The sequence below is a fragment of the Clostridium sp. genome (assembly GCF_050717535.1).
Taxonomy (GTDB): domain Bacteria; phylum Bacillota; class Clostridia; order Clostridiales; family Clostridiaceae; genus Clostridium_AD.
Genome location: NZ_JBOITM010000041.1, coordinates 132,133 through 150,756 on the forward strand (window position 1 = coordinate 132,133; position 18,624 = coordinate 150,756).

General features: G+C 31.7%; 20 protein-coding genes, 2 tRNA genes, 1 riboswitch and 1 other annotated feature. Of the genes, 17 read left to right on the top strand and 5 right to left on the bottom strand.

The window, feature by feature from the left end:
- Positions 1–25: 25 nt before the first annotated feature.
- The 3 genes from prdD (at position 26) to ACREVU_RS07520 (ending at position 2,338) form a co-directional block, all read left to right on the top strand.
- The gene (gene prdD, locus ACREVU_RS07510) at positions 26–790 is read left to right on the top strand and encodes a proline reductase cluster protein PrdD (RefSeq protein WP_431550989.1); all 765 of its coding nucleotides are present in this window, start codon (positions 26–28) and stop codon (positions 788–790) included.
- Between the two features lie 66 nt (positions 791–856).
- Positions 857–1,330, top strand: a complete 474-nt coding sequence (locus ACREVU_RS07515; protein ID WP_431550990.1) for a glycine/sarcosine/betaine reductase component B subunit — start codon at positions 857–859, stop codon at positions 1,328–1,330.
- Between the two features lie 3 nt (positions 1,331–1,333).
- Positions 1,334–2,338, top strand: a complete 1,005-nt coding sequence (locus ACREVU_RS07520; protein WP_431550991.1) for a proline racemase — start codon at positions 1,334–1,336, stop codon at positions 2,336–2,338.
- A gap of 124 nt (positions 2,339–2,462) precedes the next feature.
- On the opposite strand, the gene ACREVU_RS07525 is transcribed toward ACREVU_RS07520, so the two are convergent.
- Entirely contained in the window at positions 2,463–2,642 is a 180-nt protein-coding gene (locus ACREVU_RS07525) for a M28 family peptidase (protein WP_431550992.1), read from the bottom strand.
- Between the two features lie 296 nt (positions 2,643–2,938).
- Here ACREVU_RS07525 and ACREVU_RS07530 point away from each other — a divergent pair, with 296 nt between their 5' ends.
- Positions 2,939–5,101 carry a Tex family protein gene (locus ACREVU_RS07530; RefSeq protein ID WP_431550993.1) on the top strand — a complete coding sequence of 721 codons (2,163 nt, stop codon included), beginning with the start codon at positions 2,939–2,941 and terminating at the stop codon, positions 5,099–5,101.
- A gap of 57 nt (positions 5,102–5,158) precedes the next feature.
- Positions 5,159–5,272, top strand: a riboswitch (FMN riboswitch).
- A gap of 88 nt (positions 5,273–5,360) precedes the next feature.
- Positions 5,361–5,999 carry an ECF transporter S component gene (locus tag ACREVU_RS07535; protein ID WP_431550994.1) on the top strand — a complete coding sequence of 213 codons (639 nt, stop codon included), beginning with the start codon at positions 5,361–5,363 and terminating at the stop codon, positions 5,997–5,999.
- Positions 6,000–6,072: 73 nt separating this feature from the next.
- Here the strand turns inward: ACREVU_RS07535 and rimI are convergent, their stop codons facing one another.
- Genes rimI through tsaE form a run of 3 tightly spaced genes read right to left on the bottom strand, consistent with a single transcriptional unit; the run spans position 6,073 to position 7,683 of the window.
- Positions 6,073–6,522, bottom strand: a complete 450-nt coding sequence (rimI, locus tag ACREVU_RS07540) for a ribosomal protein S18-alanine N-acetyltransferase (protein WP_431550995.1) — start codon at positions 6,520–6,522, stop codon at positions 6,073–6,075.
- Entirely contained in the window at positions 6,515–7,228 is a 714-nt protein-coding gene (gene tsaB, locus ACREVU_RS07545) for a tRNA (adenosine(37)-N6)-threonylcarbamoyltransferase complex dimerization subunit type 1 TsaB (protein WP_431550996.1), read from the bottom strand. Before tsaB ends, rimI begins: the two co-directional genes overlap by 8 nt.
- Positions 7,225–7,683 carry a tRNA (adenosine(37)-N6)-threonylcarbamoyltransferase complex ATPase subunit type 1 TsaE gene (gene tsaE / locus ACREVU_RS07550; RefSeq protein ID WP_431550997.1) on the bottom strand — a complete coding sequence of 153 codons (459 nt, stop codon included), beginning with the start codon at positions 7,681–7,683 and terminating at the stop codon, positions 7,225–7,227. The genes tsaB and tsaE overlap by 4 nt, the downstream gene beginning before the upstream one ends.
- Positions 7,684–7,866: 183 nt before the next feature.
- On the opposite strand from tsaE, the gene ACREVU_RS07555 reads away from it, so the two are divergent.
- From ACREVU_RS07555 to nth, 11 genes are all read left to right on the top strand, one after another.
- On the top strand, positions 7,867–8,487 hold the full coding sequence (locus ACREVU_RS07555; protein ID WP_431550998.1) for a CBS domain-containing protein: 621 nt from the start codon (positions 7,867–7,869) through the stop codon (positions 8,485–8,487).
- A 132-nt stretch (positions 8,488–8,619) separates the two neighbouring features.
- Positions 8,620–8,695: transfer RNA gene (locus ACREVU_RS07560), tRNA-Trp, on the top strand.
- A 26-nt stretch (positions 8,696–8,721) separates the two neighbouring features.
- Positions 8,722–8,797 (top strand) — tRNA-Trp (locus ACREVU_RS07565).
- 143 nt (positions 8,798–8,940) lie between these two features.
- Entirely contained in the window at positions 8,941–9,921 is a 981-nt protein-coding gene (locus tag ACREVU_RS07570) for an NAD(P)/FAD-dependent oxidoreductase (protein ID WP_431550999.1), read from the top strand.
- Positions 9,922–10,135: 214 nt separating this feature from the next.
- Positions 10,136–10,401 (top strand) — a binding site (T-box leader).
- 151 nt (positions 10,402–10,552) lie between these two features.
- Positions 10,553–11,464, top strand: coding sequence for a cysteine synthase A (gene cysK / locus ACREVU_RS07575; protein WP_431551000.1), 912 nt, complete (start codon positions 10,553–10,555; stop codon positions 11,462–11,464).
- A 35-nt stretch (positions 11,465–11,499) separates the two neighbouring features.
- Entirely contained in the window at positions 11,500–12,084 is a 585-nt protein-coding gene (gene epsC / locus ACREVU_RS07580) for a serine O-acetyltransferase EpsC (RefSeq protein ID WP_431551001.1), read from the top strand.
- A 13-nt stretch (positions 12,085–12,097) separates the two neighbouring features.
- On the top strand, positions 12,098–13,090 hold the full coding sequence (gene queG, locus ACREVU_RS07585; protein ID WP_431551002.1) for a tRNA epoxyqueuosine(34) reductase QueG: 993 nt from the start codon (positions 12,098–12,100) through the stop codon (positions 13,088–13,090).
- 39 nt (positions 13,091–13,129) lie between these two features.
- A complete protein-coding gene (locus ACREVU_RS07590) occupies positions 13,130–13,837 on the top strand; it encodes a lysophospholipid acyltransferase family protein (protein ID WP_431551003.1) in 708 nt (235 codons plus the stop codon).
- A 301-nt stretch (positions 13,838–14,138) separates the two neighbouring features.
- Entirely contained in the window at positions 14,139–15,332 is a 1,194-nt protein-coding gene (locus ACREVU_RS07595; RefSeq protein ID WP_431551004.1) for a glycine C-acetyltransferase, read from the top strand.
- Positions 15,333–15,435: 103 nt separating this feature from the next.
- On the top strand, positions 15,436–16,395 hold the full coding sequence (locus tag ACREVU_RS07600) for an L-threonine 3-dehydrogenase (RefSeq protein WP_431551005.1): 960 nt from the start codon (positions 15,436–15,438) through the stop codon (positions 16,393–16,395).
- Positions 16,396–16,518: 123 nt separating this feature from the next.
- Positions 16,519–17,148 carry an endonuclease III gene (gene nth / locus ACREVU_RS07605; protein ID WP_431551006.1) on the top strand — a complete coding sequence of 210 codons (630 nt, stop codon included), beginning with the start codon at positions 16,519–16,521 and terminating at the stop codon, positions 17,146–17,148.
- Between the two features lie 65 nt (positions 17,149–17,213).
- Here the strand turns inward: nth and ACREVU_RS07610 are convergent, their stop codons facing one another.
- Positions 17,214–17,702, bottom strand: coding sequence for a thioredoxin family protein (locus ACREVU_RS07610; protein ID WP_431551007.1), 489 nt, complete (start codon positions 17,700–17,702; stop codon positions 17,214–17,216).
- Positions 17,703–17,874: 172 nt separating this feature from the next.
- On the opposite strand from ACREVU_RS07610, the gene ACREVU_RS07615 reads away from it, so the two are divergent.
- Entirely contained in the window at positions 17,875–18,468 is a 594-nt protein-coding gene (locus ACREVU_RS07615; RefSeq protein ID WP_431551008.1) for a DUF1836 domain-containing protein, read from the top strand.
- The last annotated feature ends 156 nt before the right edge of the window (positions 18,469–18,624 follow it).

Sequence of the window (18,624 nt, forward strand, 5' to 3'; positions counted from 1 at the left end):
TAAAAAATTAAGTGTGGCGACATGTATGGAAAATGAAATTGAGATGAGAAAATTGGTTATTAAGACCTTTCATATTGAAAAAGTAGAATTTGGTAAAAAAACTTTTATTCAAAATAAGATATTGTATTTAAGAGAAGACCTTAAGATAGATTTAATGCAAGAATCTGAGAATATTATAAAAAATATTAATGTAACAATAGTAAATTCAAAACAACATGATTTTTTTGTGAATAGTATTATGGATTTTTCACCAATAGCAACAAAAGTTTTGGGCAAAATTGGTGATGGAATAACCCACACTCTTACGGGGGTATATGTTATGCTTACGGGTATAGATGAAATGGGAGTTCAGGTTGCTGAATTTGGATCTTCAGAAGGCATTTTGTCACAGCAAGTAGTCTTTGGTCGTGCAGGTACTCCGGGTGTAAAGGATATTATAATTCATGTAGATGTAGTGTTAAAAGCTGCTATGGGCGCGATAAGGACAGGACCTATAGCAGCACATAAAGCTTGTGATAGATTGGTTCAAGAAATAAGAGAGAATTTAAAGAAAATCAATGGTAAGGAATACAATGAGAAATATGAATATTTCGATAAGGTTAAACCTGGCAAAAGGAAAGTAGTTGTAATAAAACAGGTGGCTGGTCAAGGCGCAATGTATGATACGCAACTACTCGGAAAAGAACCAGGTGGCTTTGAAGGTGGTAGGTCTATCATAGATTTAGGTAATGTACCAATAATACTAAGTCCAAATGAATATAGAGATGGTGCTTTGAGAGCTATGCACTAATTATTACTTTCAGTGCGGTGTACCTTGGATATCGTTAAATATATAATCAAGGTAAGGAGGAATACAATGGGAGTTGGTCCATCTACAAAGGAGACAACATTACATCATTTTAGAGATCCACTGCTAGACGTTATATCTAAGGATTCAGATATTGATTTGTTAGGTATAATAATTGTTGGGACTCCTCAATCAAGTGAAGATAAGTTATTTGTTGGAGAAAGAGCAGCAGCATGGACAGAGGCTATGAGAGCTGATGGAGTAATTATATCTGTAGACGGTTGGGGGAATAGCCATGTAGACTATGCTAATACTATCGAAGAAATTGGAAAGAGAGATATACCAGTAGTTGGTCTTAGTTTTGTGGGAACACAAGCTCGATTTGTAGTTACCAACAAATATATGGATACAATTGTGGATTTCAACAAATCAATAGAGGGTATTGAAACAGAAGTAGTAGGAGAAAATACAGTTTGTGAATTAGATGCAAAAAAAGCAGTGGCACTTTTAAAACTTAAAATGAATAGAAAGATGAGGGTATAACTTATGAAGGCAATGAGAATGATTAACGCAGTAGATTCACATACTATGGGAGAACCGACAAGAATTATAACTGGTGGAGTGCCGGTAATCCCAGGAAATACTATGTCTGAAAAGAAAGAATACTTAGAAAATCATTTAGATTATTTGAGAACAGCAATTATGCTTGAACCGAGAGGCCATAATGATATGTTTGGGTCCATTATTACTGCACCAACAATGGAAGAAGCCGATTTAGGGATTATATTTATGGATGGTGGCGGATATTTAAATATGTGCGGTCATGGATCAATCGGAGCTGCAACAGTAGTAGTAGAAACTGGTATGATTCCTATGGTAGAACCTTACACATACTTAACACTTGAAGCGCCAGCAGGACTAGTTAAAGCAAAAGTAAAAGTAGAAAATAAAAAGGTGAAAGAAGTTTCTATTGCCAATGTATCTTCTTTTCTTTATAAGGAAAATGTACAATTAGACGTTCCACAGTTAGGGAAAATTACTTTTGATATCTCTTTTGGAGGAAGTTTCTTTGCACTTGTTAAATGTACTGAATTAAACATTGATATTTGCCCAGAAAATGCAAATAAACTATCCAAAGCAGGTATGAAAATTTTACACGCAATTAATGAATCCATTCATGTGGAGCATCCATTGCTTCCACATATAAATACTGTAGATTTGGTTGAAATATATGGTCCTGCTAAAAGCCCAAAGGCCACACTTCAAAATGTAGTAGTGTTTGGGGATGGACAAATAGATAGATCTCCTTGTGGAACAGGAACCAGCGCTAAACTTGCATATTTATATGCAAAGGGATACTTGAAGCAAAATGAGGAATTTATTTATGAAAGCATTATTGGAACTATGTTTAAAGGAAAAGTACTTTCAGAAGTGCAAGTGGGACAATTCAAAGGCATTGTTCCAGAAATAACAGGCAGTGCTTATATTACTGGATTTAATCAATTTGTTATAGATGAAGAAGATCCTTTGAAATATGGATTCAAGCTATAGACAGTAGGCAATATTATTGGAGCAGGATTTGTTGCTAAACTTAATGTAAAGAAAATTCAATTGGACGATGTTTTTTGTAATTATAGTTGAATTAAGGAGATGATTTCTGTATTTTAAACGGAAATCATCTTCTTTTAATTGATATATATGTTTCAATAAATGCGTTTGAACCTAGGCATCCAAATTCTTCTGCATTAAAGCCTAAGAAAAGAATGCTTCTATTGGGTTTGCCAAGAGAAGTTAAATATCTATTCATCCTAAGCATGAAAGATAGACCAGATGTATTTAATATTTTGGTAGACATTTGTCGGATTGAATCTATATAGGGTATAATATATATGTGAACTGTAGAAAAAAAATAAAAGACAAAGTGACAGAAAAATAAGAGCATATTAACTTTTTCATATATTTCTCCTAAAAATACATATCTTTTATATAGATATGAGTATTGAACTTGGGGTATGATTAATTATGTTAATTTTGTGGCTTAAATTAAAATCATAAATTATGAGAGGAGGATTGGCTATTTAGGCACTTTTAAATAATTGTTTATTAAAGAGTTATTTATTTTAGTGTGATTTAAACGGATAGCTGAGAAATATGGAAAATATAGAAGGTAGATTAATTAGTGAATTTAAAATAACTAGGGAACAGGCTGAAAATGTAATTCAACTATTAAATGAAGGGAATACGGTTCCTTTTATTGCTAGATATAGAAAAGAGAGGACTGGAGGACTTGACGATATAGTCCTAAGAAATTTCACAGAGAGACTTATATATCTTAGAAATTTGGAAGAAAGAAAAACAGATGTAATACGTCTTATTGGGGAACAAGAAAAGCTAACGGAAGAAATTGAAGGATCAATAAATAAATGTGAAACACTAACAGAAATAGAGGATATTTACAGACCCTTTAAACCTAAGAAAAGGACTAGAGCTATTATTGCCATAGAAAAAGGGTTAAAGCCCCTTGCTGAAATTATTTTTAGCGGTGAGTTTAAAGGGGAAATAAATGAGTATGCGCAGGAATTCATAAGTGAAGAAAAAGAAGTGAATACTTTCGAGGATGCGCTTGCCGGTGCTGGAGATATTATAAGTGAAATGATTTCAGATGAAGCTGACTTCCGAAAATGGATTAGGGCACTGGTTCATAATCAAGGCATTGTAGAGACTAAGGGCAGTTCAGATGAAACTACACCATTTGAAATGTATTATGAGTATAAAGAGGGAGTTAAATCTATTCCACCTCACAGAATTCTTGCTATAAATAGAGGGGAAAGTAGCAAGATACTCTCCGTAAAGATTAAAGCTGATAATGATAAAATTACTGATTACTTAAGAACTAAATGTTTAAAAGGTAATAATGAAACTGACAAGTATATAGAACTTAGTATAGTTGATTCTGTAAAAAGACTTATATTTCCTTCAATTGAAAGAGAAATAAGGTCAGAGCTCACAGAAAAAGGTGAAATAGGAGCTATTGAAATCTTTAAAGCTAATTTAAAGGCGCTCTTAATGCAGTCACCTATAAAAGGTAAGGTAGTACTTGGATTTGACCCAGGGTTTAGAACCGGGTGTAAAATAGCAGTGCTAGACGATACAGGCAAGGTTTTGGATATAGCTACAGTATATGCCACTGCGGGAAGTAAAGATGGCGTCCAAAAATCTATAGGGATTATTAAAGATTTAGTAAAGAAACACAATGTAGAAGTGATATCCTTAGGAAATGGAACCGCTAGTCGAGAGTCTGAAGAAATTTTAGCTCAAATAATTAAAGAACTTAAAGAGGAATGCTCAAAAGATTTGTATTATGTTATTGTTTCAGAAGCTGGTGCATCAGTATACTCTGCGTCAGAGCTTGCTTCTAAAGAATATCCAGACATAGATGTATCTATTAGAGGAGCTATTTCCATAGGACGTAGACTACAAGACCCACTGGTGGAGCTTGTAAAAATAGATCCTAAGGCTATTGGAGTAGGCCAATACCAACATGATGTAGCGCCTAAGAAACTTGATGAATCCTTAAAAGGAGTAGTGGAAGACTGCGTTAATGCTGTTGGGGTAGATCTTAATATTGCAACTCCATCACTGTTATCTTATATATCAGGGATAAATTCTGCTATAGCTACAAATATCGTAGCTTATAGAGAAGAAAATGGTAAATTCGTAGCTAGAAAAGAATTATTAAAAGTAAAAAGATTAGGTGCAAAGGCATATGAGCAATGTGCTGGATTTTTAAGAGTAATGGACAGTAAAGATTTTTTAGATAATACCTCAGTTCATCCAGAGTCATATGTTGCAACAAAAAAAATGTTGGGTTTCTTAAAGTATTCAAAAGAAGAACTTAAAGCTTTAAATTTTAAAGATTTAGATCAGAGAGTAGAGAGTATTAGTCTTAATGAATTAGCTAAAGATTTAGAAATAGGTGTTCCAACTCTTAGAGATATTATTAAAGAAATTAAAAAACCGGGAAGAGATCCAAGAGAAGAATTGCCTAAACCATTATTAAAAACAGGCATAGTCCAAATGTCTCATCTTAAACCAGGAATGAAACTTATGGGCACAGTAAGAAACGTATCTGACTTTGGGGCCTTTGTTGATATTGGAGTTCATCAGGATGGGTTAGTACATATAAGCCAGCTATCAGATAAATTTGTAAAACATCCATTAGATGTAGTTACAGTTGGAGATATAGTTGAAGTTAGTGTGCTAGAAGTTGATGAAAAAAGAAAAAGGATATCATTGACAATGAAAAATATATAATTTAGATATTGCTTTTTATGCAAAATGTATATATAATTAAGTTATAAAATAAAACTTGATAATCTTCAGGGCGGGGCGAATTTCCCCACCGGCGGTAAAGCCCGCGAGCCGAAAGGCAGATTCGGTTTAATTCCGAAGCCGACAGTAAAGTCTGGATAAAAGAAGATGTGATATATGTGAATTCGCCCTGACATAGTTATATGTCAGGGCTTTTATTATATCCATCCCTAGAAGACATATTCAATTAGGGGGTATAAAAATGAGAGACGAAAAACTTATTAAACTTATTAAAATTTCGCTTTTATCTGTTTTGGCTTTTCTTTTAATGTACATTGAATTACCTATACCTATATTTCCGGAATTCTTAAAAATTGATATCAGTGACTTGCCAGCACTACTCGGAGCATTTGCATTAGGCCCAGTAGCTGGAGTAATCATTGAACTTTTTAAGAATATACTACATGGAATGCTAGCAACAAAAACTGCATTTGTAGGAGAACTAGCAAATTTTCTAGTAGGTTCCATCTTAGTATTGGTATCTGGATATATATATAAGGCTCGAAAAAGTAAAGGTGGTGCTATTGCTGGACTTCTAACAGGAGTGGTTTGTATGTCACTTTTTGCAGCCGTATTAAATTATTTTGTTATATTACCTTTATATGAGACTGTATTAGGATTCAAAACAAGTATGGTAGTAGGAGCAGGAGCAATTATAAATCCTAATATTGTGGATTTAAATTCTTTTGTTATATGGATGATTATTCCTTTCAATTTATTTAAAGGAGTAATTATATCAGCAATGACGTTAGCCTTATATAAGAGTGTTTCACCTATACTTCACAAAGAGCATATAGAGCAAAAATACAAAGATAGTCAAAGAATTATTGATGGAAAATAAAAAAACTAGCATTTAAATAAACGGGTGCCTATTTTATAGGTACCCGTTTATTTACTAGTTTTCTTAAAATATGTTATAGGTTTCGATTCCACATAATTACTGCATCTTCACCGTTATCTTCATAATAATGGCATCTAATGCCCTCCGTTTCAAAACCATATTTTTCATATAGGTTTATAGCAAGAAAATTTGATTTTCTAACTTCTAAGGTTATTGAGGAAACCTTCTGTTTTCTGCATATTCTAAATAAAGCTTCTACAATCATGTCTCCACCACCATGTCCACGAGCCTCTGGGTGAATAGCAACATTAGTAATATGGGCCTCATCTATGATTACCCACATTCCACCGTAACCTACTATAGAATTACGCTTTTTTAAAACAACATATTTAGCAAATTTATTATCTAACTCACTTTGTAGGGATTCTAAACTCCAAGAAATAGGAAAGCTTAGCTGGCTAATGTTGAGTATAGATTTAATAGATGAGCTATCCATTGGGGAAATTTTAAAATCACTATTCATTTTTCTTTTGCCTCATTTTCTCCTCGTATTCTCTTTCGGCTTGTGGTTTCCTAAGGTAAATAGGCACTGACGCATATATATCATCAAAAATATCCTTGGATAAAAGTTTAAGTCCCAATTCTCCAAGAGAAGAGGCTTTAGCTAAATTCAAATGGGCTGGAGCAAAGCTAGCCTTAGGTAAATGTGTTATAATTTTTTCTTTGAACTTTGGAACTCCATCTCCTACAAATGAAGTGGAACAATTTTTTTCTTTGAGAAGGTTTATTAATTCATCTATAGAAATATTCATATATTCACTTGTACGGATTAATTCCTGATTATCAAAAGTATATAAGGCAGTATAAACATTGTTCCTTAGCGCATCTAATATGGGGCAGATAATTCCATCCGTATATGCTAAGTTATTTGCTAAGGCATCTAAGGTAGATACTGTTACAAATGGCTTATTTGTGCCTTGGCTAAGCCCTTTGATGGTAGCAAGACCTATTCTAAGGCCAGTAAAGGAACCCGGCCCCTTAGAGCCTACAAAGGCATCAATATCTCTTATGCACATTCCTGTGTTATTAAATAATTCATCAATTATTGGCATAAGAATTAAAGAATGCTGTTTTTTATAGTTAAATGTTATTTCGCCAAGCACATTGTCATCCTCAAGGATCGCACATGTTGCGGCAGCTGTAGCAGAATCTATACTCAAAATCTTCATATTTTTATCTCCTTTATATAATCGTATCTTTTATCAGAATATTTAAGACTAATTCTTCTGTAATTATCCCCAAATTCAGGAAGTTTTTCTATGGTGATGGTTAAATTATTTGGGGGAATCAATTCCTCAATATAATTAGCCCATTCAATAATACTAACGGCATCACTAAATATATATTCATCAAAGCCTATAGCTTCTATTTCGTCAGGATCATTTACCCTGTATACATCAAAATGATATAATTTTAAACGACCGGTATATTCATTTACAATTGTAAATGTAGGGCTTGTTACATGGTCTTTAATATCTAAGCCTTTTGCAATTCCTTTTGTTAAATGAGTTTTGCCAGTACCTAAATCACCAATTAAGCAGATTATGTCACCTGAATTTACAAGCGCGCCCATTTGCTCTCCTATTCTATAAGTCTCCTCTACTGTAGTTACTACAAATTCCATAAGTTTCACCTCACTAAATATTTTATCCTAAAAAATAAAAAAAGAAAAGGTAATCTAGAATATTACCTATAATATATAGATTTATTTTTACTAAATATATTTTTAAAATTAAAAACAATTGTTTATACTTAAATTCTAAAATAATGTATAATAGTTTATATACCTATTAAGGAGGAGAAAATAATGTTTGTTAATAATTTGATGCTATTAAAAGAAAAGTTAACTACGGTAACACCAAAGGTGACTATAGGTAAAGCTTTAGAAATTATGGAAAAAAATAATTTTTTATCAATACCAGTGGCAGACGGCAATAAATTTATTGGAGCCATCTCAAAAGAACGGATTTATACTTATTATTATGAAAATTGCCTTGATAAGAAATGCTTGCTATCAGACTTTGTAGTTGAAAATGTAATGAGGACTGATGTGCCAGTTATTAATCCCATGCAACAAGCAGAAGAAGCAGCACATTTTTTAGAGACAAAAAGTGTTTCCTTCGTTGCCGTAGTGGATAACAATGGAAATTTTAAAGGCATAGTTACACATCATGCTATATTTCATCAATTTACTGAATTGTTTGGGCTTGATAAAGGAAGACGATTAAGTGTCATAGCTTATGATATACAAGGTCAGATTTCTAAGCTTTCAAAAATTATAACTGAAAACAAAGGTGATATAATTAGCTTTGTAGTTATTGATCCAAAAAGCCTTACTGAGGTAAAAGAAATTGTTGTGAGACTTGAGACTGATAATTTTGATGACATCGTCGCAAAAGTAAAGACTGCAGGCTTTAAAGTGCAATAAGCTACAAAAAATAAGAAAAATGTTAAGAGGCGCGGGGTGTACATTAGATAATTAATCTGTGTTTCTTAATAAGTTGAAAATATAAAAGACTTGCATTTTTAAAAAATACATGTTATGATTTGAATGTATTTTAGGGGTATAGCTCAGTTGGTGGAGTAGCGGTCTCCAAAACCGTTGGCCGTAGGTTCGAGTCCTACTACCCCTGCCATTTACTAAAAATTTTATATGCAATAAAGGGGTATGGCTCAATTGGTAGAGTAGTGGTCTCCAAAACCATTGGTTGTAGGTTCGAGTCCTACTACCCCTGCCAGACAAAACCTGTGAAATTATTTTCACGGGTTTTTACGTTTATTTATAATGAATAATCAAATTTTAATATTAGGTAGCCCCAAAAAATATACTGGTTTTTAACTAGTGATTTTTTTAAGACACCTTGTAATTGGAGGGTATGTAATGCAGCAATATGACATAGTAGTAATTGGAGGAGGTCCGGCAGGCCTTGCAGCTGCTATTTCAGCTAAAGAACACTATGAAAGTGAAATTTTGATTTTAGAAAGAGAAAGTCAATTAGGCGGAAATTTAAATCAGTGTATTCATAATGGATTTGGTATAAATGTTTTTAATGAAGATTTGACAGGTCCAGAGTTTATACAAAGGTTTATAGATAAAGTTAATAAGTTAAATATTTCATATAAATTAGATACTACGGTTTTAAGTATAAGTAGTAATAAAGAAATTAATGTAGTAAATGCTGAAGGTGGAGTTTTTAAAATTGTAGCGAAAGCTATAATAATTGCTACCGGATGTAGAGAGAGACCAAGAGGGTTTTCTAATTTGCCAGGCAGTACATGTGCAGGTATATATACAGTTGGTTCTGCACAGAAATTTGTGAATATAGAAGGATATATGCCAGGAAAAGAAATAGTTATTTTGGGTACGGGGGATATTGCATTAACCATGGCAAGTAGACTTTCCATTGAAGGAGCTAATGTGAAAGCTGTAGTTGAAAGCAAAGATTTTATTGAAGCAAGTGACAAAAGATTAGGTGATTTGTTAAATGATTTTAATATACCTTTAAGAACAAAACATAAGGTCGCTGATATTAAAGGCAGAGGTAGGATTGAGGGTGTTACCTTAGTAAAGCTAGATGATAATGATAAAGTTATTGATGGAAGTGAAGAATATATTTCTTGTGATGCTCTACTTTTATCTGTAAAGTTATATCCTGATAACGAACTCGCAAAACAAGCAAAAATAGTGATTAATTCAGCAACAGGTCAAATTGAGTTAAATGAGAACTCACAAACTAATATAGCGGGAATCTTTGCTTGTGGAAATGTAGCTCTTGGATATGATTTTTCTGAAAATGTGACAAAGCAAAGCCAAAATGTAGGTATTGTTATTTCTAAATACCTAAAAAATTCTATCCTTTAATAACTAACTGCTAGTCTAATCTAGCAGTTAGCTTATTTTTCGTAGAGAATTTTATAATTATAAACCTTAGAAATTGAGAAATATGATACACGAATATTTAAATCCTAAAAAATATAAACATTTAAAACATTTAAATTCCAAAAAAATAGTATTGACATATTTTAAGGTTAAGAATATAATATAATAAACAAAAGTAATTCATACTAAAACACTAGGAAATACTGTGAAAAAGGAAAGTAATATAAGAAAAACTTACAGAGAGAGAGTCTATAGCTGAGAAGATTCTTACGGATAACTTATATGAAGTGCCCTTTGGAGTTGTGCACCGAATTAGGCATATGAATATGTCTCTGGTAGGCTGCATCGGGATTCCCCCGTTATAGGGATAGAGCATAGCGCTGTGCTTGAAAGAGTGGCTTTATAATCACTTATGTGATTATAACTTAGAGTGGGACCACGAAGCGAAACTTCGTCTCTAAATTAGAGGGAGTTTTTTTTGTATTCAAAAATCTATAAATAATGCAGGGACACATATATAACAACTTTTTTTATCTTAGAAAATTGTATCAATATAGAAGCGTAGATAGCTTTTGAAGGTAAGTTAATTATTCAAATTTGGAGGGATATTATTATGATGTATAACAATGTTTTAGATATGATAGGAGCAACACCGATTTTAAAATTAAATAAATTAATAGTGGGTGACATGGCTGACATTTATGTGAAACTAGAAAAGTATAATCCGGCTGGGAGCATTAAAGATAGGGCAGCCTTAGGTATGATAGAAGAAGCTGAAAAATTAGGACTTTTAAAAAGAGGCTTTACTATAGTTGAACCAACAAGCGGAAATATGGGAATAGCATTGGCTATGATTGGAAAGATAAAAGGATATGAGGTAATTATTGTTATGCCAGATACCATGAGTGTCGAAAGAAGAAATTTAATTGCAGCATATGGAGCACAACTTGTGCTTACAGATGGTACAAAAGGTATGAAGGGTGCTATAAACAAGGCAAAAGAAATAGCAGATGGAAGTCCTACATTTTTTATGCCACAGCAGTTTACTAATTTAGCAAATCCAGAAAAACATTATGCGACTACTGCAGAAGAAATTATGCAAGACATTAAAGACTTAGATGTTTTTGTAACAGGAGTAGGAACTGGAGGAACAATTACTGGTGTTGGTAGAAAATTAAAAGAAATTAAAAAAGATGTTAAAATAGTTGCGGTTGAGCCAGAAAAGTCGCCTGTATTATCAGGAGGAGAACCTGGACCACATAAAATACAAGGTATAGGAGCGGGTTTTACCCCAGATATTTATGATGCAAGTGTAGTTGATGAAATAATAAAAATTTCTGATGAAGAGTCTTTTGAAATGGCAAAACTAATGGCCAGTGAAGAGGGAATATTAGTAGGAATTTCAACAGGTGCAAATATTGCAGCAGCTATACAAATTGCTAAAAAATTAGGCAAGGGTAAAAAAGTAGTTACTGTTTCACCTGATGGAGGAGAAAAATATATTTCAATGGGTATTTATAACTAAAATTGCAATAGAATTTTATAGGAGTGAATGATTGTATGCTTAAAATGTTAAAATATGAGATTAAAAATGTATTAGAAAAAGATCCAGCTGCTAAGAATTGGGTAGAAGTAATATTATTATATCCTTCTACACATGCTATAATATTATATAGGATAGCTCATTTACTATATAAGCATAAAATATATTTTATATCTAGGTCACTATCTCAAATAGCTAGATTTTTTACTGGAATAGAAATTCATCCTGGGGCTATAATAGGAAAAGGATTATTTATAGACCATGGAATGGGAGTGGTAATCGGAGAAACTACAGAAATAGGGAATAATGTTACGTTGTATCAAGGAGTTACTTTAGGTGGAACAGGTAAGGATAAAGGGAAAAGGCATCCTACTTTAGGTAATGATGTGGTGGTAGGTGCTGGCGCAAAGATTTTGGGGCCCATTAAAATTGGAACTGGAAGTAAAATTGGTGCCAATGCTGTGGTTTTAAAAGATGTATTAGCTAAGGCAACTGCTGTGGGTATACCTGCTAGAGTGATTTTTGGTAAAACTGTTTCTATAATAGAGATTAAAGATTTTGTTGGTAAAACAAGGAAAATATACAATGATATGATAATATAAAAAGGATGACAATATGAGTAAAAAGGAAGAAATAATTGAGTTTTGCAGTAAAAATGGTTTAGATACAATAGGATTTAGCGAATGTAAGATTTTTCATGAGCTAAATCCTTATTTTGAGAGAAGAAAAAAGTTTGGTCTTGAAAATGAATTTGAAGAGCAGAATATAGATAATAGAATAAATCCATTTTTGTATATGCCAGGAGGAAAGACTATAATTTCTATTGTATTTCCATATCTATATAGCTTGGAGGTTAATGAAAAGGCACATTTTTCAAAATATACATTAGGAAGAGATTATCATGTTGTTTTAAATGATTATATGGATAAAATTTGTAAATTCATTGAGGCTATGGGTTTCAAAGCTCTATGTTTTGTGGATAGTAATGCGTTACCGGAAAGATATATTGCCTGCAATAGTGGAGTGGGATTTATAGGGAAAAACAATGCACTGATAACTGAGAAATACGGCTCCTATGTTTTCCTAGGAGAAATTATAACAGATTTAATTATCCAACCAGATAAACCACTTCTTCAAAAATGTGGTGATTGCCATATGTGTTTAGAAGCATGCCCTACAAAGTCTATAGTTAAAGGGAAAGTAGGAATAAATAATGATCCCAATATATGTTTATCCTACATAACTCAGAAAAAAAACCTAGAAGATTACTGGTTTGAAAGATTAAATGGTAGGTTATTTGGTTGCGATACTTGTCAGAGTGTTTGCCCATACAACAAAGGGATTCAGCTTAGTAATCTTAGCGAGTTTAAGCCTTATGAATACATGGAAAACGTAGATTTGAAAGGATTAGTAAATATGGATAATAATTCATTCAAAGATAAGTACAAAATGACTTCTGCTGGGTGGAGAGGTAAGAATATACTTAAGCGGAATGCTATTATTCATGCGATAAATATAGATAAAAGTAAAATTAAAGCCATAGAAAAGGATACATCGCCCTATATAAGAGATTATTATTATAGACTTTTGAAGTTTTTCAAATTATAATAACTATATAAATACTTTTTTATGAAAGGTGGAATTTTGATGATTTCTCCAATATTATTAAGAATAATAGACGTTTTGCCAGATAAAGTGGTATCTTTTATAGCAAATAAATTGCTGGATACGTATATGAATAAATATGCAAATATAAAAACTTATGGAATGGAGAAAATTGCAACTACAAAGGCTCCTATAATATTCATATGCAATCATTTAAGTAATGCAGACGGTTTAATTATGAACAAGCTATTAAAGAATAATAATGTAACTTTTGTTGCAGGTATAAAGCTAACAGATAATAAGCTTACTAAACTTGGATTTCATGTGGCTAAGACTATAAATATAAAGCCCAATTCAGCAGATAAGGAAGCTATATCTAAAATTGTTAGTACTCTAAAACAAGGTGATAACATATTTATATTTCCAGAAGGTACTAGGAGTAGAAATGGGAAAATGGCAGAGGGCAAAAGAGGTATTCTATTAATGGCTAAATTATCAAAGGCAACAATTATTCCAATGGGCATTTGGGGGACTGAAAAATTATTGCCAATTAATGACAAAGGAATGGCCTCTGAAAAATTCAATTATGCAGATGTAAATATTAGTATTGGTGATCCAATTATGCTTTCAAGCAAAAATGAAGGTGAAGATAAAAATCAATATCAAGATAGGGCTATGAATGAAATAATGTCAAGGATAGCTATACTTCTTCCTGAGCAGTATAGAGGAGTATATTCTAATTCTAAATAGGCAATAATGATAATAAACAAAAAACTACGGTAATTGAAAACAAGAAATTCAGTTGAAAAACTGAAATATTATTTTTTAAATATGCATTTTATAGAATAAATGGTATTATTATAATCGTTACAAATGATGGCAAATATTCATGAATTTGAAAAATTAAAATAAATGTTGCATTTTAATAAGTATTTTGTGAATTTGTTTGGTATTTTGAACTAAAAGATATATAATAGACTTGTGATTAAATATGGAGTTCTTATAAATTTTTATAAGAACACATAAAATATGAGGTTGGAGGCGTATTACAATGGGAAGTAAAATATTAGGCAAATTCTTAAAAGAAAATTTAGATGATTTAAAAAGTAAAGGTTTATATAATGTAATAAATGTGCTGAAAAGTGCAAATGGACCTGTTATTAAAGTTGGGGATAAAGAATTAATAAATTTATCTTCAAATAATTATTTAGGTCTCGCTACTAATCCTAGAATGATTCAAGCAACTATTGATGCAACTAAAAAATATGGTGCAGGTGCAGGTGCTGTTAGAACTATAAATGGTACTTTAGAGATTCATACGCAATTAGAGAAAAAACTTGCTAAGTTTAAACATACGCAGGCAGCTATTGCATTCCAGTCAGGGTTCAATTGCAATATGGGAGCAATTTCAGCAGTAATGAATAAAAAAGATGCTATTCTTTCAGATTCATTAAATCATGCATCAATAATAGACGGTTGCAGATTATCTGGTTCCAAAATTATAAGAGTAGAACATTCAGATATGGTAGATTTAAGAAACAAAGCAAAAGAAGCAGTAGAATCAGGTTTATATGAAAAAATCATGGTTATTACTGATGGTGTTTTCTCTATGGATGGAGATATTGCTAAACTTCCAGAAATAGTGAAGATAGCTGAAGAGTTTGACTTAATAACATATGTAGATGACGCACATGGTTCAGGAGTACTTGGAAAAGGTGCTGGTACTGTACATCATTTTGGTTTGTCAGATAAGATAGACTTCCAAATTGGAACACTATCAAAGGCTATTGGAGTTGTAGGTGGATACGTAGCTGGATCAAGAGATCTTATTGATTGGCTAATGGTTCGTGCTAGACCATTCCTATTCTCTACATCATTAACTCCAGGAGCAGCAGGTGCTTGTATTGAAGCTATCAATATTCTTTCAGAAAGTACTGATTTAAATGATAAACTATGGGAAAATGCAAATTACTTAAAGAAGGGTTTAAAAGAACTTGGATTTAATATTGGAAACAGTGAAACTCCAATTACTCCTTGTATAATAGGAGATGAAGTTAAAACTCAAGAATTTAGTAAGAAGCTTTTCGAAGAGGGAGTTTATGCAAAATCAATAGTATTCCCAACTGTTAGAAAAGGAACTGGAAGAGTAAGAAATATGCCTACCGCAGCGCATACAAAAGAAATGTTGGATAAAGCATTAGCTATTTATGCAAAAGTTGGTAAAGAAATGAACATAATAAAATAATATATAAAATGTAGGCATAACTCCTAGATAATAGGTGTTGTGCCATACAATATTAAACGGTTACAAATATACATATTATTTAGTTGAATATGGAGGGAACATAATGAAAAAAATATTAGTAACAGGAGCCTTAGGACAAATAGGTTCAGAACTTGTAATGAAAATGAGAGAAATTTATGGCAATGATAATGTAATAGCTACAGATTTAAGAAAGCTAGAGAGCAGTCCTGTAGTTACCACAGGACCTTTTGAAATACTAGATGTAACTGATCATAGTGCAATGCTTGGACTTGCTAAAAAATATGAAATAGATACACTGGTTCATTTAGCTGCACTGTTATCAGCTACAGCTGAAGCAAAACCATTACTTGCTTGGAATATAAATATGGGTGGACTTGTAAATGCATTAGAAGTTGCAAGAGAATGTAATTGTAAGTTCTTTACACCAAGTTCTATAGGTGCTTTTGGACCATCTACTCCTAAAGATAATACTCCACAAGATACAATTCAAAGACCAACAACAATGTATGGTGTAAATAAAGTTGCAGGTGAATTATTATGTAACTATTACCATAAAAAATTTGGAGTTGATACAAGAGGAGTGCGTTTTCCAGGTTTAATTTCATATGAAGTTCTTCCCGGGGGAGGAACAACTGACTATGCTGTTGATATATATTATGAAGCATTAAAGTCAGGTAAATATACTTCATTTATTGCGGAAGGAACAAAAATGGATATGATGTATATGCCAGATGCAATAAATGCAATAATTAAGTTAATGGAAGCTGATGGATCAAAATTAATACACAGAAATGCATTTAATATTGCAGCCATGAGTTTTGAACCAGGAGAAATAGCTGCTGAAATAAAAAAACATATACCAAATTTTAAAATGGATTATAATGTAGATCCAATAAGACAAGATATAGCTAATTCATGGCCCAATTTTATTGATTCAACTTGTGCCAAAGATGAGTGGGGGTTTGCTGCTGAATATGATTTGGCGAAAATGACTACTGATATGTTAGAAAAATTACGTGCTAAAGGAATTGGTACTAAATAATATTTATAAAATATACGCTGGTTGCCTGAAGGGAGGTAAACGGCGTATTTTATTAATTGCTATGGTGTTAGATTATTTTGCTTATAGTATGATAGAATAATACTATAAAAGTAGGTGATTTATATGAATAAAAAATCAATTAAAGCTGTTCTTGATATTCTTAATGAAACATATAAAGGTGCAAAATGCGGACTTGATTTTACAAACCATTATGAGCTTTTGGTTTCAACTATATTGTCAGCTCAATGCACAGATGAAAGAGTAAATATTGTTACAAAAGATCTTTATAATGAATATAATACACCGGGTGCTATGATTACTTTATCACAAACGGAACTGGGAGAAAAAATCAAAAGCTGCGGCTTTTATAACAATAAGAGTAAAAATATTTTAGGGGCTACAAAACTTATATTAGAAAAACATAAGGGTGAGGTTCCAAGAACGATGGAAGAATTAATAGAACTTCCAGGAGTAGGTAGAAAAACTGCTAATGTGGTATTATCTAATGCTTTTGGTATTCCAGCTATTGCTGTAGATACTCACGTTTTTAGAGTTTCAAAAAGAATGGGGCTTGCATCAGGAAAAAATGTGGAAGAGGTAGAACAGCAGCTTATGAAAAATATTCCTAGAAAAATGTGGAGTGATGCTCACCATTATATTATATGGCATGGTAGAAAAATATGTAAAGCTAGGAAACCTAATTGTGATATGTGTCCTATAGCACCTTATTGTGAGTTTTTAAATGGAAAATAAATAGTTGAAAAATAAAATCCCTATAATATTTTGTGAATATTATAGGGATTTTATTCTTATGAGAATTATAGAATAATATTTAAAAGTTCTTCTTCAATAAGATAATTGTATTTTCCTTGTCTATATTCATTAACTAGATTTTTCTTTTCTTCTATTTTTAATGAGGTCATCATTTCTAATAGTCTTTTTGGAAACTCTATATAGGCTCCCTTTGGATTCATTTCTGAATCAAAAGTTATAATAGTTGGAATTCTAGCTTGACCAGTATACTCCTCTAAAAATTCTTCATAGCCACTTTTGGGAAAACAGTATAAGCTTATGTTTTCATTTTTTTCTTCCATTCTCTTTATAAAGGGTAAAGTAACAATACAATCAGGGCAGTAACCTTCAGAAAAAATTGCTACATTAACTACAGAAGTTAAATTTTCAAGTGAGTCTTTAGTGCTTGAAGAAAGATTAGTAGAATTATAAGCTATAAGTTGCATTTCACCATATTCAAGTTTTGATTTTTCTAAATATGCTTCAAAAGTTAAGCCTTTTAATAAGTTTATCATAGTTAAACATCCTCACTTTCAATGGAATCATTAATTATAATTTTACCATTTAACAATATATAATACAAATCTACAGTTACAAATTACATGAGATAATATTAGCAAGTATAGATTATTCGTAAGTATAGCTTACCTGTAATTAATGCTATATAATGAAGGAGAGGTGAAATAAATGGATTACAATAAGGAAAACTTAAATAATTTAATAGAAGAGATTATAGGAACAAAAGATGTTACTTTAATGGAAATTCCATGTGTGGATTTATATATGGATCAAGTTACAACTTTTTTTAATGAAAAGCTTGGAAGTCTTAAGAGAAATGAAGACGATAAAATTCTTACAAAGACTATGATAAATAACTATACCAAAGGTAAAGTATTGATGCCAGCAAAAAATAAGAAATATACTAATGAGCATATGATACTACTTATGCTTATATATAATTTAAAGCAAACTATATCACTTAATGATATTAATACAGTATTTGATTCCATTATTGATGTAAAAGATGCAAAAGATATAAGTCTTTCATTAGAGGACTTATACAACAATTTCATAGATATAAAAGAAATACAAAACCAAAATTTTGCATGTGATATTGATACAGATAGAGCATTTATAAAAGATAAAATTAAAGAAATGGGAAAAGTGGATGGAGAATTAATAGAAGTAATATTATTGGTATTGTTACTTATTAATAAGGCTAATATGCAAAAGAGAATGGCAGAAAAGTTAATTGATAATTTCTTAAAGAAAAAAGAATGATTTCTATGAATTTGATTAATTAACTTGTGAAAAGGTATTATTATGGGTGTTTAAAATTTTAACTCAATGTAGTATAATGTAATGTAACGGTATACAATAAATTGAATTATTTAGACACATTAAAATTGGTTGTTGCATTTAGTTGTATTTATGTTT

Bases quoted from the DNA above. Each gene is read 5' to 3' on its own strand.
- prdD (WP_431550989.1), top strand. From the start codon at position 26: ATGGAAAATGAAATTGAGATGAGAAAATTGGTTATTAAGACCTTTCAT.
- ACREVU_RS07515 (WP_431550990.1), top strand. From the start codon at position 857: ATGGGAGTTGGTCCATCTACAAAGGAGACAACATTACATCATTTTAGA.
- ACREVU_RS07520 (WP_431550991.1), top strand. From the start codon at position 1,334: ATGAAGGCAATGAGAATGATTAACGCAGTAGATTCACATACTATGGGA.
- ACREVU_RS07525 (WP_431550992.1), bottom strand. From the start codon at position 2,642: ATGTCTACCAAAATATTAAATACATCTGGTCTATCTTTCATGCTTAGG.
- ACREVU_RS07530 (WP_431550993.1), top strand. From the start codon at position 2,939: ATGGAAAATATAGAAGGTAGATTAATTAGTGAATTTAAAATAACTAGG.
- ACREVU_RS07535 (WP_431550994.1), top strand. From the start codon at position 5,361: ATGAGAGACGAAAAACTTATTAAACTTATTAAAATTTCGCTTTTATCT.
- rimI (WP_431550995.1), bottom strand. From the start codon at position 6,522: ATGAATAGTGATTTTAAAATTTCCCCAATGGATAGCTCATCTATTAAA.
- tsaB (WP_431550996.1), bottom strand. From the start codon at position 7,228: ATGAAGATTTTGAGTATAGATTCTGCTACAGCTGCCGCAACATGTGCG.
- tsaE (WP_431550997.1), bottom strand. From the start codon at position 7,683: ATGGAATTTGTAGTAACTACAGTAGAGGAGACTTATAGAATAGGAGAG.
- ACREVU_RS07555 (WP_431550998.1), top strand. From the start codon at position 7,867: ATGTTTGTTAATAATTTGATGCTATTAAAAGAAAAGTTAACTACGGTA.
- ACREVU_RS07570 (WP_431550999.1), top strand. From the start codon at position 8,941: ATGCAGCAATATGACATAGTAGTAATTGGAGGAGGTCCGGCAGGCCTT.
- cysK (WP_431551000.1), top strand. From the start codon at position 10,553: ATGATGTATAACAATGTTTTAGATATGATAGGAGCAACACCGATTTTA.
- epsC (WP_431551001.1), top strand. From the start codon at position 11,500: ATGCTTAAAATGTTAAAATATGAGATTAAAAATGTATTAGAAAAAGAT.
- queG (WP_431551002.1), top strand. From the start codon at position 12,098: ATGAGTAAAAAGGAAGAAATAATTGAGTTTTGCAGTAAAAATGGTTTA.
- ACREVU_RS07590 (WP_431551003.1), top strand. From the start codon at position 13,130: ATGATTTCTCCAATATTATTAAGAATAATAGACGTTTTGCCAGATAAA.
- ACREVU_RS07595 (WP_431551004.1), top strand. From the start codon at position 14,139: ATGGGAAGTAAAATATTAGGCAAATTCTTAAAAGAAAATTTAGATGAT.
- ACREVU_RS07600 (WP_431551005.1), top strand. From the start codon at position 15,436: ATGAAAAAAATATTAGTAACAGGAGCCTTAGGACAAATAGGTTCAGAA.
- nth (WP_431551006.1), top strand. From the start codon at position 16,519: ATGAATAAAAAATCAATTAAAGCTGTTCTTGATATTCTTAATGAAACA.
- ACREVU_RS07610 (WP_431551007.1), bottom strand. From the start codon at position 17,702: ATGATAAACTTATTAAAAGGCTTAACTTTTGAAGCATATTTAGAAAAA.
- ACREVU_RS07615 (WP_431551008.1), top strand. From the start codon at position 17,875: ATGGATTACAATAAGGAAAACTTAAATAATTTAATAGAAGAGATTATA.